This is a genomic window from Bacillus sp. BPN334 (assembly GCF_008368885.1).
Taxonomy (GTDB): domain Bacteria; phylum Bacillota; class Bacilli; order Bacillales; family Bacillaceae_G; genus Bacillus_A; species Bacillus_A wiedmannii.
Map to the genome: position 1 here is coordinate 486,545 of NZ_QOZW01000005.1, position 12,944 is coordinate 499,488.

Consider the following 12,944-nt stretch of genomic DNA (forward strand, 5'->3'; position numbering starts at 1 on the left):
TTAACACATCGGCCATGCTTCTACATTTAATAGTAGTAAAAGACAACTTAAAAAGGAGGGGTTTTATTGAGGAACAAAAAAAATATTGGCTGTTTCGCTCCTTTATCTATCATTTGTCCAGATCCTTGTCCACCGCCCCCTCCTCCAAATCCAAGTTGTGAGCGAGTAACAAATGAATTTGCAGGGAATTTCCTCATAACTAACAACACCATTCCCTCTACCAAAGATGCACTACAATCAATGATACTGTGGCAAAGTGATGGGATACTACTTATATCAGGTACTGTATCGGTTTACAATAGTACTAGCAGCACCGAAGCAATTACAATTCAAATCGTTGGAGCAGTAACCAATATTTTCACTGTGTTTCCAGGCAATACGATATCTTACACCGGAAAAGACTTACAATCAGTCAGTATTATTAATATACAAAGTAATCCTTCACTATATTTAGAAGGCAAGTACTGTTGCCAATTTACATGTTGCTTATAGAATACCAATTTCATTACTTTCTCAATTTAAAAAAGCATACCATTTACGGTATGCCTTTTTTATGAAATTGGATAACGTACTGTAATACAAAACTCGCCTTGATTAACAGTTGTTCCTGTCGTAGTAATTCGGACAGTAGTAAAGTATCGTACAGTGAAAGTACCGCTACTTTGTGGTTGCACAGTAATTGTATCAACTACTGTAGCACCTACTAAAAAATCAACTGTAATGGGATTCGCGCCTACATCATATTTCACATAACCTGAACCATATACTTCTTGTGTAATATTATTCGTATATACAATTTGAGTACCAGCACCTGTAATAGACCAGTCTGTACATACTTGATCTTGCACAAGTGTTTTATTAGAACAACAAGACAAACCGGAACTTCTCATTCCCATTTCGATCCTCTCCTATTCTACTATGAAAGTGGATAACGTGTTGTAATACAAAATTCTCCCTGATACGTTCCACCAGGTGTTGCAGGTAACACAACTTGTATACTATCAAAGCGGCGATACGTAAAAGCGATACTCGTTCCTGGGTTTAATGTTTGTGTATCAATTGTAGCCCCAGCAGAATCAAGCGCTTCTACAGTAATTGGACCTGGACCAACATCATACTTAACAAAACCAGTACCAACTACATTTTGGTTAATATTATTTGTATAAAGAACATTATCAATTGCTGTTGCAACTACAGTAGCAGACCACGGACTACACACTTTATCTTGTACATAATTTTTATCTGGACAACAAGTTAATGCTGACCCTGAGCACTCACAAGACATAGTTGTTTCCCCTCTCTCTTTTATATTCCCTATATGTGTATGTCCTTCAGAGTCTTTTGCCTGTACTATTCATCTATTTTCGAAAAATAAGACAACTCCTGTACTAATGACTAGATAGATTCCGTTCTGTTTCTTTTTTTCATAAATTTATAGATTAATATACCGCCTACAATAATAACTATGACTAGTAATATCGGTAACATATATTGTCCAACAACATCCGCTGCCTTTTCCCAATGCGGACCTAATTTCATTCCAAAATAGACATATAAAGTCGTTAACGGGAACATTGCTACGAATGTATATATACTAAATTTCCATATGTTCATTTTCGCCATACCACACGGAACAGAAATAAGCGTTCGAACTCCCGGTACAAAGCGTCCAACAAATGCTACAACTGGCCCATATTTCTCAAAGAAATCATCTGCTTTTTGAATTTGTTCTTCTTTAATAAAGAAGTATTTTCCGTATTTTATTAATAGAGGACGACCACCGTAATAACCGAGTGCGTATAATGTTAACGGTCCTGTCGTTCCGCCAAGTGTTCCAGCTAATACAGCTAGCCAAAAATTCATATCTCCCTCGTACACCCAATACCCAACCATGGGTAAAACTACTTCTGCTGGAATAAATTCAAACGTTAATGCTAACACAACTCCAAAATAAGAAAACTGCTTTAAAAACTCGATTATATCTAAAATAATTTGCTCCATATTTTCAACTCCTATCCTACGTTTACGTTATGCTTTTCTTGCAATTGTACTGGCGCCATTTTTACAATTCGATTCAAAATGAATAACACAATTCCGATATCATCTAAAATACCGATAAACGGCAGGAAGTCTGGAATTAAATCAAGCGGCATCGCAACATACCCAACTAAAAAAGCAACAGATAAAATTTTCTTCTTTATTGAAACCTCTTTTGAAGTAAAAAAGTCAAATAGAAATGGAACGAAACGACGAACATGAAATACAACTCTTAATCTACTAATAAGTTTTTTCATTTTTATTTCTCCTCTCTTTGTATACAAAAAGGACCCTACCAAATATGGTAAGGGTCCTAAAAAAGACAATAAGGGGCCTTTACCATTGCTGGTAAAGGTCTCACTAACAACGAAACGTTGCCAATAAAGCCGAGGGTTTCTCCCTGTAATGACGACTTTACTGTAATAAGTTACTCCCCTTTATATACACAGTTTTATACAATCACATTAAAATATTTGCCTAAGCTTGTCAATATTTTTTTCATTCGACATCCAGATTATTACATTGTAAAAGGCTCTCTTCCCTGTTCTCTATGAAAAGGAATTGGAGTGTATAACCATCTGGATCATGAAATATTATTCTAACTTCTTCGCCATGGTGCTCTTCTACAAATGATATTTGATAAAACACTAACTTTTTCTTTAACCGCTCGATATTTGTAGTTTTTAACAATAGTTCTTTCACTGATGATATAACGGTCTCTCTATGTTCTCCCAGTCCCCTATTTACAACAAAACAAATTCTCGTTGAACCGATATCATACCACACACCTGTTACACGTATTTGTGGCCTCTCCTTGCTCGGTTTAAACCCTAGAATTCCTTCATAAAAATATAATGTTTCCTTTAAGTTTTTAGATTCTAATACAATACATGTTGTAACACTTTCCATCCGCACTCCCCCTGCCTCTTTTAGTTTTCTATATGAGTCATAATTTGCAATTATGTACGAATACAATACTTAGTGATGAATATTTCATTTATAAAGGAGGCGTGTAACATGGATGAATTTATGAAATCCTACATACCTTTCCATAGCCCAAACGACCCTTGCCCTCCAATTGGAAAAAAATATTACTCAACTCCCCCACACCTATTTATGGGCTTTCAACCACCTAACCTACCCCAATTCCCACCAAAAGAAGCTTTACGAAAAGGAACTCTGTGGCCTGCTTTTTATGATTTTTATGAAAATCCTTACAAAAAAGGACGGTGAATAAAAACATGACACAGACATTGCCTGATGAATATTACAAATGGATTGAAGAACTACAAGAACTAGACTTTGTATTAGTTGAACTTACCCTCTATTTAGATACGCACCCAAACGATACTGCAGCTATAAATCAATTCAACGATTTCTCCTATAAACGAAGAGTATTACAACAAAAAATTGAAGAAAAATACGGGCCACTTCAGCAGTTTGGAAATAGTTATTCTAACGCTCCATGGGAATGGAGCAAAGGACCGTGGCCATGGCAAATATAAAGGAGAGAAACTATGTGGATTTATGAAAAGAAATTACAATATCCAGTTAAAGTGAGTACTTGTAATCCAGCACTCGCCAAATTATTAGTTGAACAGTATGGCGGTGCCGACGGCGAACTGGCTGCTGCTCTTCGCTACTTAAATCAGCGTTATACAATTCCTGACAAAGTTGTCGGCTTACTAACCGACATTGGCACAGAAGAATTCGCACATTTAGAGATGATTGCGACAATGATTTATAAATTAACAAAAGATGCAACACCAGAGCAAATGAAAGCTGCAGGATTAGACGCACAGTACGCTAATCATGATAGTGCTTTGTTTTATCATAATGCTGGTGGCGTTCCTTTTACTGCTACTTATATTCAAGCAAAAGGAGACCCTATTGCAGATTTATATGAAGATATTGCTGCTGAAGAAAAGGCAAGAGCAACTTATCAATGGCTCATTGATTTATCTGACGATCCTGACATAAATGACAGCTTACGCTTCTTACGTGAACGAGAAATTGTCCATTCACAACGTTTCCGAGAAGCAGTTGAAATTTTAAAAGAAGAACGTGATAAAAAAATATTTTTTTAAAACACGTATCCTAGCGATATGTGTTTTTTTATGTTAAAAGTTAAATCCTTCCTATTAAAGATATAAATAGTATATTTATTCGATTTAATGCATTATTTTTTAATATTTTCAAAATTCCCTATTGCTTTCTAGTCATCAGACCTTTAAAATAGTAACAGTTACTCGACAAATTATTTGAATTTTCGACAAAAACACTCATTAGGAGGATTTTCTTTATATGCGTACAACTTTAAAACCAGCGCAAATACTTTCGATTAGTTTATTACTATTCGCAGTTTTCTTCGGTGCTGGTAATATGATTTTCCCGCCCCTTCTCGGTCTTTCTTCTGGAGAAAATATGTGGATTTCCATTACAGGATTTATTATTACAGACGTCGGTTTATCTTTACTAGCTATCGTCGCTGTTGCCCTTGCCGGTGGTAGTTTCAACACTTTAGCAAGCCGTGTTCATCCAAAATTCGCAGCAATATTCGCTATCATTATTTATCTTTCAATCGGCCCACTATTTGTTATTCCACGAACTGGATCTGTATCTTACGAAATTGGGATTGCACCACTTTTCCCGGACCAATGGTACTCTATGTTAATCTTTAGTGCGATTTTCTTTATAGTCGTTTACTTCTTATCATTAAATCCATCAAAATTAGTAGATCATATTGGAAAAATATTAACGCCAATTTTACTTGGAATTATTGCAATTATGGCAACAAAAGCGATTCTTTCACCAGGAACGTTTACAGAACCTGTTGGTGACTATAAAGAAATTCCATTTTTTAAAGGATTTCTTGAAGGATTTTTAACGTTAGATGCAATTGGAGCACTTGTATTATCAACAATTGTTGTAAATGCAATTCGCCAAAACGGTATACAAGAGAAGAAATCAATTGCGAAATATACAATTATTTGCGGAAGCATTGCAGCTCTATTCTTAACAATTGTTTATTTCTTACTCGGTTATATCGGCGCTTCAAACGGCAACTTAGGACAATTTGAAAACGGTGGTCAACTATTAGCTACTGTTATGTATCAATTCTTTGGGACAAGCGGTAATGTTTTATTAAGTATCGCCATTATCTTCGCTTGTTTAACGACAGCAATTGGCGTTGTAAGTGCATTCGCCAACTATTTCGCAACAGTATTAACAAATGTTTCATATAAGAAACTCGTACTATACGTTTGTATCTTTAGCTTCGTGATTTCAAACTTAGGATTAAGCTTATTAATAAAAATTACATTACCTGTATTAATCATTTTGTATCCAATTACAATCATTTTAATTTTCGTATCATTTATTGATAAATATACGAAACGTAAACCTTCTGTCTACATCGGATCAATGCTCGCAGCATTCATTATTAGCTGTATTCATGCACTTGATAATGTGGAATTGATACCAAGTTTTATCGCTAATATCGTACACACCATTCCTTTTTATAACTTAGGAATCGGCTGGATTATTCCTGCAATTATCGGTGGTATAATCGGATACTTTATTCCGCAAACAGAAGCTGAAGGTGAAGTTTCTACAAAATAAAAAGAGGCGAGCATGAACTCCATGCTTGCTTCTTTTCACATCGTATGTTTAAAAGTAAATAACTCTTCTTTTGACTGCACAGCAGATTGTTCTTCTTCTATAGCGTCCTTCTTTATCTCTCCTCCTAACCTTACTTTCATCATCGCCTCTTCTATACTTTTTACAATCATATTTCCTGAAAAAATAGTAAGTCCAAAAAATGTAATGGGAACGAGCGGAATCCACGGATTCACTGTTAATGATCTAAAATAGACTCCAATTAAACCTGACCATTCATGCGTGTAAGATTCTATTTCTTCTATCGGTCCTAAAAACTGAACTGTTCCACCAAAGAATATTTCCAGTAATCCTAAGTGCAGTAAAATAGTAAGAGTCTGCGTAAACTGCTGGAAAAATACAAGTATAAACGTCATATAAAGATGCGGAAAAATATGCTTTATAACAATGTGCCTTCTCGATCCACCTAATATGCACGCAGCTTCAATAAATTCTTCGGTTCTCAGCTTACGGACTTCCTTCGCAACATACAGTGCAATAACTGGCATCACAAGCATTACAAGTAATAAAACTTGAAACGAAGCTCTTTCAAAAAAGGTTGTTGTTTCCTCTCCACTCCCAAATGCATTTGCAGATTGAAGAAAAAAATATGCAATCATAACTGTCGGAATAACTGTAAAACTATCAAAAAAAGCCTCGATTTTTGAAAAACCTCTTTTTACATATGTTCCGAGTACGACACCGAAAAACACACCTATTACCATTCTAAGTGCCGCAATTAAAATAGATATACCAATTGTCCACTTCGCACCTTCAATGACTACATGTAACAGGTCGTATCCTTTCCGATCTGTCCCAAGTAAAAATTGGAATGAAGGTGAAAACGGTGGAACTTCTGGATTTTCATCCGCATCATATTGCAACGTAACTTGTCTAATATGTCCATCATTCCATATCGTATTTCCGATGCTCAAAAGAACTAATATGAGAAGAAACCCAATGCTTATCCAAAATCTTTTATCGCGTTTTATATACGTCCACATATTATAGTCTCTCCTTCATCGCAGCTGGAATGAGATAATGAAACAATTTAAACAAAATAAAAATCGGAATATAAATAAGCAGCACACTAACGATGAAAACCTCAATCCTAATACCCTCATACGATTTCAAAAACATAAAAATACCACCCGTATTAAAAATCCATTCTATAATATATAAATTAGATAACATAAAAAAGATATTCGTTTTTGCAAAGAAAATTGTACTAAGCAACACATTTCGTAAAATATGACGATTTAAAATATGAAAACGATCCAGCCCTTTCGCCTTAGCAAAAAGTACATAATCTTTTTCTAGCTCATTTTCAAAACGAAGCACTAACATTTTTACAAACAAAATCGTAGTCGGTATACTCAAACAAAATATTGGTAATCCTCTAATTGATTCGCCTCCAATTGATGCAATTTGAAAGGGCAAAAAACCTGTTTGTTTAAAAAACCATACAACTAAAATTTGTGATACTAAAATAAGTAGAATGTCTGGAATAGATTCTAAGAAGATGAGAAATGATTTAATGCGATGTTGTATACGCGGTGAACTACTCATAATCACATAAACAATACAAAATGCTACAAATAATGAAATAAAAAAAGCAGCTAAAAAAATAACAATCGTTTCTTTATAATGGACGAACAACTGCGGAAATAAAAATTTACCTCTCACATATTGAAAATTAGAGATATCCATTAAGTTCACAAACACTTCTTTTAAACTCTGTATGTACCTTGATACATGCAGCTCAAATCCATAAAATAATTTTGGCAGTGCCCCTAAACAAATAATACCCAAAATCGAAATAATAAATTGAACCGTCACTTCCATCCCATTCAGAAAAACTTTTTTGACCACGTTTTCCCTTCTCTCTCTATATAATTTACCACTTAATTTTATTCTTAATTTTCCGAATTGTAAATATTCACACAAAAAAATCACTAGGTTATGATCCTAGTGATTCTTTATGCGCATGCCCTTCTCTTTTCGCAAACGGCATATACAAAATAAAACATCCAATAAGCGCAGCTATTTCTAATGAAATAATATAGTAAGGGTGCGGCCCTAACATATCAAGTAATGAAGCAGTTTCTGGCTTACGAGCTAAAAACATATAATTGCCACCTGTTTTGTAGTTCACAAAAGAAACGATTGGAATTACTATGTTTAAAAATATCATCGTACGCTTAATTGATTGCAAGGTCGGTCTATATCCTTCTACCCACGTCATAAAGAGTGGCGCCCAAATGAGCAATACATGTGCAACGAAGAATTCTATAAAGCGAAAATGCGGAAAAGCATATTGCACGTTCGGCGTTAAAATAGCTTGTGATGCACCGATAATTCCTGTAAAAAATACAATCTCATATATGCGGTAACTTTTCGTTACAATCATAATCGACGCTAACAATAAACTAATCGTACATAGCTCAAATGGTAATGAAGTGGCTAGTTCAAAAATCCCTGCTTTCCATTCCCACATATGAAGTCCAATTTCACTTCCAATAAATAAAAATGCAATCGCATATCGAACCGTTATATTCCACTCACTTTGCCGTAATACATCTTGGTATTGATACAGAAAAAATATCCCCACTAACATAATAAATAATATAAGGACGTGTTGCCTTGAGTATGGAATAAATGGTTTTAATGGATGCGCACTAAAATAAGCTTCCATCTTGCCTCCTCCTCTCCTTCATACAATATTATTGTAAGAAAAAAACGACGAGTCAATTCATTTGCTCACACTTGGACAAGCTCTACCTTACATTTACATATTCATACCTTACAAAACTGTAAGGTTATTGTAAGCTAAAACGATTTGTCAGATTCTTCACCTCTTCTATACTTAATGTAGATACTAAAACGAACGAAAAGGTGATAAATAGATGAAGAAGAAAAATAAAGTGTTAATTACTAGTGTAGTAGCAATCGGAATTGCAGCTGGATCATATTTTGCATTTGCTGGTGGCGGTGGTTCAGAAGTAGCAATGGCATATAGCGGATATAAAGTAACAGAAAAACAAATTGAAAACGCGCAAAAATTTGGCGGTGAAGTCATTCCAAACGGCATCGAAACAATTTCATTCGATCCAACAAAAGGTACGTATGAATTAGCTGTAAAAAAAGGTGATGAAGTAAAAAAAGGTCAACTCCTTTTTAAATATAATGACCCTACTGCGAAACAAGGTGTAACAGAAGCAGAAATGCAAAAGAAAATCGCACAAAAAGAAGTAACATTGTTCCAAAAACAAATTGATGCAGCGAAACAAAAATTACAAAAAGATAAAAATGCAGGCCTTCCTGCTGAAGCATTAAAAGCATCAGAAATCGAAGTACAACAATTAGAATCACAAATTGAAATGAAAAAGTTTGAAGTTGAAAAATCTGATGAAATGATTAAAGCAGCAAAAGAGAAAGTAAACACACTTTCTGTAACGAGCCCTACTGATGGCGTAATTGATGACATCGTAAAAATTGCTGATGAAAAAACAGGTATGAGCGGCATTACACTTCGTCACGCTGGTCCATTTAAAGTAAAAGGTCAACTTTCTGAATATGAGCTTGCTAGTATGAAAGTTGGGCAAGAAGTAACTGTTTCATCAAAAACGGTTGCTGGTAAGACTTGGACAGGAAAAGTAACAGAAATCGGTTCTACACCATTAAAGAGCATGGACGAAAATAAAACAGTTTCTAACTATCAATTCACTGTCACATTAGACAATAGTGAAGAATTACAAAACGGCTTCCACGTTTACGTAACAAGTAAATCTGGCGAAGCAACTGGTACAATTGTTCCGAAAGGCAGCATCGTGAAAAAAGGTGACAAAAATGTTGTCTTCGTTGTAAAAGACGGTAAAGCGAAAGAACAAGCAGTTACTGTTGAATTCGAGACTGATAGCGAAGCAAAAGTTTCTGGAGTGAAAAAAGGAGAGCAAATTATCTCTAAACCTGAAAAAGACTTAAAAGATGGTATGGAGGTTGTCGTTGAATGATTAACTTAAAAGGCATCACGAAATCTTTCCAAAATGGCGCAGAATCCGTTCAAATATTACACGGCATTGACGTAACACTGAACCAGGGAGAATTCACTTCTATTATGGGACCATCTGGTTCTGGTAAATCAACATTAATGAACATTATCGGTTGCTTAGATAAACCAACGACAGGTGCGTATGAACTAGCTGGTCAAAATATTTCAAACATGTCTGAGACAGAACTTGCACGCGTTCGTAATAAAGAGATTGGGTTCATATTCCAAAACTTCATGTTATTACCGAGACTTACAGCACTTCAAAATGTAGAATTACCTCTTATTTACGCTGGAGTTGATAAAAAAGAAAGACGTGAGCGCTCATTAGCCGCTTTAACAAAAGTAGGCTTAGCTGATCGTGCTACTCACCTACCGAACGAATTATCAGGTGGACAAAAACAGCGTGTCGCAGTCGCACGTGCAATCGTAAATAATCCAAAGTTCATTTTAGCCGATGAACCGACAGGTGCACTTGATACGAAAACGAGTACACAAATTATGGACCTCTTTTACGAATTAAACAAACAAGGCTCAACAATCATTATGATTACCCATGATCGTGAAATCGGGGAAGCTGCAGCACGTCAAATTGTAATTCGTGACGGAAATATCGTCCAAGATTGGAGAGGTTAATTTTGAACACGAGTGAAAATATACGCATGGCCCTTTCCTCTATCTTTGCCCATAAAATGCGTTCTATATTAACGATGTTAGGTATTATTATCGGTATTAGTGCCATTATTACTATCATCTCAATGGGTGATGGTACAAACGCAAAGTTTAAAAAAGAGTTAGGCCAAGGAAAAGATACTGAAGTAACGATTTACTACAACAACCCTGATTACGGAACTGATAGTGCCAAAATTACAGCTGATATGTTAAAACGTCTTCAAACTGTTCCTGGTGTTAAAGATGTGTATCCAGATGTAAGTATGAAAGTAAAAGCATCTTCTGGTTCAAAAGATGTCTCTCTTGATTTAAAAGGTGGAACAGGCGCCTTCATGACAGATGCGAAAATAAAATTAGTTCACGGTCGTGAATTAAATGATAGTGAATTAAAGCAAGCAATTCCTGCTGTTATTTTAAATGAAGAAGCTTTCAACAAATTGTTTAATGGTTGGGAATCAAATTTATATACTGATATAAAAGGAAAGCCATATAAAGTAGTCGGTGTGTATGAAGCAAAAAATGATTTCGGAATGGCTATGTCAGAAGGTTATACATCACTTGAAAACGCTCCTGTAATCTCAGGAGTAACTGAGTATGACTCTGTAAGATTAATATTAACTTCGCCAGCAGAACGTAAAAGTGTAGAAAAACAAGCTGCTTCTGTTTTAAACGAAATGAAAGCTCCTAAATTTGAGCATAAATTCGAAGCACAAGATTTAGGTGAATTTACGAAGCAATTAGACGAGTCCATCGGTATGATGAAAATGGTATTCGGTGGTATCGCTGCTATTTCTTTACTTGTTGGTGGTATCGGTGTAATGAACATTATGCTTGTATCTGTAACAGAACGTACACGTGAGATCGGTATTCGTAAAGCACTTGGTGCAACGCGCGGTAAAGTATTAACACAATTCTTAATTGAATCTTGTATTTTAACAGGACTCGGTGGTTTCATCGGATTCATGCTCGGTATCTTCTTCGCTTGGATCGTCTCAATCTTTGCCGGATGGCCACTCGTTATCTCAAAAGAACTTGGACTTCTTTCAGTAGGTATCTCAATGCTAATCGGTATTGCATTCGGTTTACTACCAGCGAACAAAGCTGCAAAACTTGATCCAATTGAATGTTTACGATATGAGTAAATAAAAAACGTAGGAGTGTCAACTCCTACGTTTTTTATTTATCTATTAAATCGTGTTTCTTCTATTATATATGTTTCACGTTATCAACACCTTTAATTATTTTAGCGTACTAAAGCTATTATAGAATCCTATTATTGCAAAAATAATATGTGAAAGACTAAAATCAAGGCGTAATTTTTTCCATACCTCGACTTATTTTGTAACAATTATAGCGATATTTCATTGATTTTCACCTCATTTATATTTCTCCACAACTAAAATAGTTATCTTTACATAACTAATCTCCTGTTCCAACAGCAAAAAACGTCGTTTTTGTAACAATTAAGAAATAATTACGTAATACTACAGAAACATTATTAACCTATTAGAAATTGAAATACTCTCATTTTTATGTATCACATGCTCTAACCTCCCCTAACAACTATAAGAAAGCGCTTTTAGGATATTACTGGAATTATTACAGAATATTAATGACCCGTTACGAATGCTTTGTAGTTTTGTGTTTTCCGCAAATAAGAAAATAATGGTTGCTATAATGAGGTCAACGAAAACAAATGCAATGGAGGCTATTATGAAAAAATTTATGGGTATAGCAACAGCAGCGGTTTTTGGTCTTGGGATTTTCACAACATCTGCTAAAGCAGAAACGATTGTAACAACTGACGTACTAAACGTACGAGAAAACCCAACTACTGAATCACAAGTTGTCGGAAAGTTATTAGATGGATATAAAGTTAACGTTTTACATACAGAAAACGGATGGTCAAAAGTGAAATTGAATAGCGGTAAAGAAGCTTTCATTAGCGCTGACTATACAAAAGACACTTACTACGTAACAGCAAACGTATTAAACGTACGTGCTGGTGCAAACACAGACTCAGAAATTATTGGTAAGTTGAAACAGGATGACGTAATCGAAACAACACACCAAGTGCAAAATGACTGGATTCAATTTGAATATAACGGAAAAACAGCTTATGTTCATGTTCCTTACTTAACAGGTAAAGCTCCAGTTAAAGTTCAACCAGCAGTTAAAGTGGAAAAAACAACTAAAGTTCAAGATACAGCTAAAGCTGTGGAAGCAACTAAAGCTCGTGAAGTAGCTGAAACGCAAGCAAAAGCTAAGGCTCAAGAGGCAACTAAAGCTCGTGAAGCAGCTGAAGCTCAAGCAGAAGCTAAGGCTCAAGAGGCAACTAAAGCTCGTGAAGCAGCTAAAGCTCAAGCAGAAGCTAAAGCTCAGGCAGCAGCTGAAGCTCAAGCAGAAGCTAAGGCCGGGGAAGCAGCTAAAGCTCGTGAAGCGGCTAAAGCCGAGGCAGCAGCTGAAGCTCAAGCAGCGGCTAAAGCTCAAGAGGCAGCTAAAGCTCGTGAAGCAGCTAAAGCTCAAGAAG

Annotated in this window: 17 protein-coding genes; 9 read left to right on the forward strand and 8 right to left on the reverse strand. The window is 35.5% G+C overall.

Going from position 1 to position 12,944, the window contains the following annotated elements:
* The first annotated feature begins 66 nt into the window (after nt 1-66).
* A complete protein-coding gene (locus DN393_RS06740) occupies nt 67-492 on the forward strand; it encodes an S-Ena type endospore appendage (protein WP_064473871.1) in 426 nt (141 codons plus the stop codon).
* Between the two features lie 59 nt (nt 493-551).
* Here the strand turns inward: DN393_RS06740 and DN393_RS06745 are convergent, their stop codons facing one another.
* The 5 genes from DN393_RS06745 to DN393_RS06765 form a co-directional block, all read right to left on the reverse strand.
* The gene (locus tag DN393_RS06745; RefSeq protein ID WP_000525803.1) at nt 552-896 is read right to left on the reverse strand and encodes a DUF3992 domain-containing protein; all 345 of its coding nucleotides are present in this window, start codon (nt 894-896) and stop codon (nt 552-554) included.
* 20 nt (nt 897-916) lie between these two features.
* The gene (locus DN393_RS06750; RefSeq protein ID WP_064473872.1) at nt 917-1,285 is read right to left on the reverse strand and encodes a DUF3992 domain-containing protein; all 369 of its coding nucleotides are present in this window, start codon (nt 1,283-1,285) and stop codon (nt 917-919) included.
* Nucleotides 1,286-1,395: 110 nt separating this feature from the next.
* The gene (locus tag DN393_RS06755; protein WP_064473873.1) at nt 1,396-2,001 is read right to left on the reverse strand and encodes a DedA family protein; all 606 of its coding nucleotides are present in this window, start codon (nt 1,999-2,001) and stop codon (nt 1,396-1,398) included.
* A gap of 11 nt (nt 2,002-2,012) precedes the next feature.
* A complete protein-coding gene (locus DN393_RS06760) occupies nt 2,013-2,294 on the reverse strand; it encodes a YkvA family protein (RefSeq protein ID WP_000733852.1) in 282 nt (93 codons plus the stop codon).
* 241 nt (nt 2,295-2,535) lie between these two features.
* On the reverse strand, nt 2,536-2,946 hold the full coding sequence (locus DN393_RS06765; RefSeq protein WP_064473874.1) for a VOC family protein: 411 nt from the start codon (nt 2,944-2,946) through the stop codon (nt 2,536-2,538).
* 108 nt (nt 2,947-3,054) lie between these two features.
* Here DN393_RS06765 and DN393_RS06770 point away from each other — a divergent pair, with 108 nt between their 5' ends.
* The 4 genes from DN393_RS06770 (at nt 3,055) to brnQ2 (ending at nt 5,658) form a co-directional block, all read left to right on the forward strand.
* Nucleotides 3,055-3,270 carry a spore coat associated protein CotJA gene (locus DN393_RS06770; RefSeq protein ID WP_064473875.1) on the forward strand — a complete coding sequence of 72 codons (216 nt, stop codon included), beginning with the start codon at nt 3,055-3,057 and terminating at the stop codon, nt 3,268-3,270.
* An 8-nt stretch (nt 3,271-3,278) separates the two neighbouring features.
* A complete protein-coding gene (locus DN393_RS06775; protein ID WP_000194954.1) occupies nt 3,279-3,542 on the forward strand; it encodes a spore coat protein CotJB in 264 nt (87 codons plus the stop codon).
* A gap of 12 nt (nt 3,543-3,554) precedes the next feature.
* Nucleotides 3,555-4,124 carry a spore coat protein CotJC gene (gene cotJC / locus DN393_RS06780; protein ID WP_000265283.1) on the forward strand — a complete coding sequence of 190 codons (570 nt, stop codon included), beginning with the start codon at nt 3,555-3,557 and terminating at the stop codon, nt 4,122-4,124.
* A gap of 217 nt (nt 4,125-4,341) precedes the next feature.
* Nucleotides 4,342-5,658: a branched-chain amino acid transport system II carrier protein BrnQ2 gene (gene brnQ2 / locus DN393_RS06785; protein WP_064473876.1), complete on the forward strand. Its 1,317-nt coding sequence runs from the start codon at nt 4,342-4,344 to the stop codon at nt 5,656-5,658.
* A 35-nt stretch (nt 5,659-5,693) separates the two neighbouring features.
* Here brnQ2 and DN393_RS06790 read toward each other — a convergent pair whose 3' ends face one another.
* From DN393_RS06790 to DN393_RS06800, 3 genes are all read right to left on the reverse strand, one after another.
* Entirely contained in the window at nt 5,694-6,698 is a 1,005-nt protein-coding gene (locus DN393_RS06790) for an ABC transporter permease (RefSeq protein ID WP_064473877.1), read from the reverse strand.
* Between the two features lies 1 nt (nt 6,699).
* Complete coding sequence (locus DN393_RS06795; protein WP_064473878.1) at nt 6,700-7,566, reverse strand: ABC transporter permease subunit; 867 nt, start codon at nt 7,564-7,566, stop codon at nt 6,700-6,702.
* An 88-nt stretch (nt 7,567-7,654) separates the two neighbouring features.
* Nucleotides 7,655-8,389, reverse strand: coding sequence for a YwaF family protein (locus DN393_RS06800; protein ID WP_064473879.1), 735 nt, complete (start codon nt 8,387-8,389; stop codon nt 7,655-7,657).
* A 211-nt stretch (nt 8,390-8,600) separates the two neighbouring features.
* Here DN393_RS06800 and DN393_RS06805 point away from each other — a divergent pair, with 211 nt between their 5' ends.
* The 4 genes from DN393_RS06805 to DN393_RS06820 form a co-directional block, all read left to right on the forward strand.
* A complete protein-coding gene (locus tag DN393_RS06805; protein WP_064473880.1) occupies nt 8,601-9,707 on the forward strand; it encodes an efflux RND transporter periplasmic adaptor subunit in 1,107 nt (368 codons plus the stop codon).
* Nucleotides 9,704-10,378 (forward strand): ABC transporter ATP-binding protein, encoded by a 675-nt coding sequence (locus tag DN393_RS06810; protein ID WP_064473881.1) that lies wholly within the window; start codon nt 9,704-9,706, stop codon nt 10,376-10,378. The genes DN393_RS06805 and DN393_RS06810 overlap by 4 nt, the downstream gene beginning before the upstream one ends.
* Before the next feature lie 26 nt (nt 10,379-10,404).
* On the forward strand, nt 10,405-11,556 hold the full coding sequence (locus DN393_RS06815; protein WP_406655986.1) for an ABC transporter permease: 1,152 nt from the start codon (nt 10,405-10,407) through the stop codon (nt 11,554-11,556).
* Between the two features lie 448 nt (nt 11,557-12,004).
* Nucleotides 12,005-12,944 (forward strand): SH3 domain-containing protein (locus DN393_RS06820; RefSeq protein ID WP_149173385.1); only part of this gene is annotated, 940 nt, incomplete at its 3' end.

Excerpts from the sequence above, each read along its gene's own strand:
- DN393_RS06810 (WP_064473881.1), top strand. The coding sequence starts at position 9,704 with ATGATTAACTTAAAAGGCATCACGAAATCTTTCCAAAATGGCGCAGAA.
- DN393_RS06745 (WP_000525803.1), bottom strand. The coding sequence starts at position 896 with ATGGGAATGAGAAGTTCCGGTTTGTCTTGTTGTTCTAATAAAACACTT.
- DN393_RS06770 (WP_064473875.1), top strand. The coding sequence starts at position 3,055 with ATGGATGAATTTATGAAATCCTACATACCTTTCCATAGCCCAAACGAC.
- DN393_RS06790 (WP_064473877.1), bottom strand. The coding sequence starts at position 6,698 with ATGTGGACGTATATAAAACGCGATAAAAGATTTTGGATAAGCATTGGG.
- brnQ2 (WP_064473876.1), top strand. The coding sequence starts at position 4,342 with ATGCGTACAACTTTAAAACCAGCGCAAATACTTTCGATTAGTTTATTA.
- DN393_RS06755 (WP_064473873.1), bottom strand. The coding sequence starts at position 2,001 with ATGGAGCAAATTATTTTAGATATAATCGAGTTTTTAAAGCAGTTTTCT.
- DN393_RS06765 (WP_064473874.1), bottom strand. The coding sequence starts at position 2,946 with ATGGAAAGTGTTACAACATGTATTGTATTAGAATCTAAAAACTTAAAG.
- DN393_RS06775 (WP_000194954.1), top strand. The coding sequence starts at position 3,279 with ATGACACAGACATTGCCTGATGAATATTACAAATGGATTGAAGAACTA.
- DN393_RS06815 (WP_406655986.1), top strand. The coding sequence starts at position 10,405 with ATGGCCCTTTCCTCTATCTTTGCCCATAAAATGCGTTCTATATTAACG.
- cotJC (WP_000265283.1), top strand. The coding sequence starts at position 3,555 with ATGTGGATTTATGAAAAGAAATTACAATATCCAGTTAAAGTGAGTACT.
- DN393_RS06805 (WP_064473880.1), top strand. The coding sequence starts at position 8,601 with ATGAAGAAGAAAAATAAAGTGTTAATTACTAGTGTAGTAGCAATCGGA.
- DN393_RS06760 (WP_000733852.1), bottom strand. The coding sequence starts at position 2,294 with ATGAAAAAACTTATTAGTAGATTAAGAGTTGTATTTCATGTTCGTCGT.
- DN393_RS06800 (WP_064473879.1), bottom strand. The coding sequence starts at position 8,389 with ATGGAAGCTTATTTTAGTGCGCATCCATTAAAACCATTTATTCCATAC.
- DN393_RS06750 (WP_064473872.1), bottom strand. The coding sequence starts at position 1,285 with ATGTCTTGTGAGTGCTCAGGGTCAGCATTAACTTGTTGTCCAGATAAA.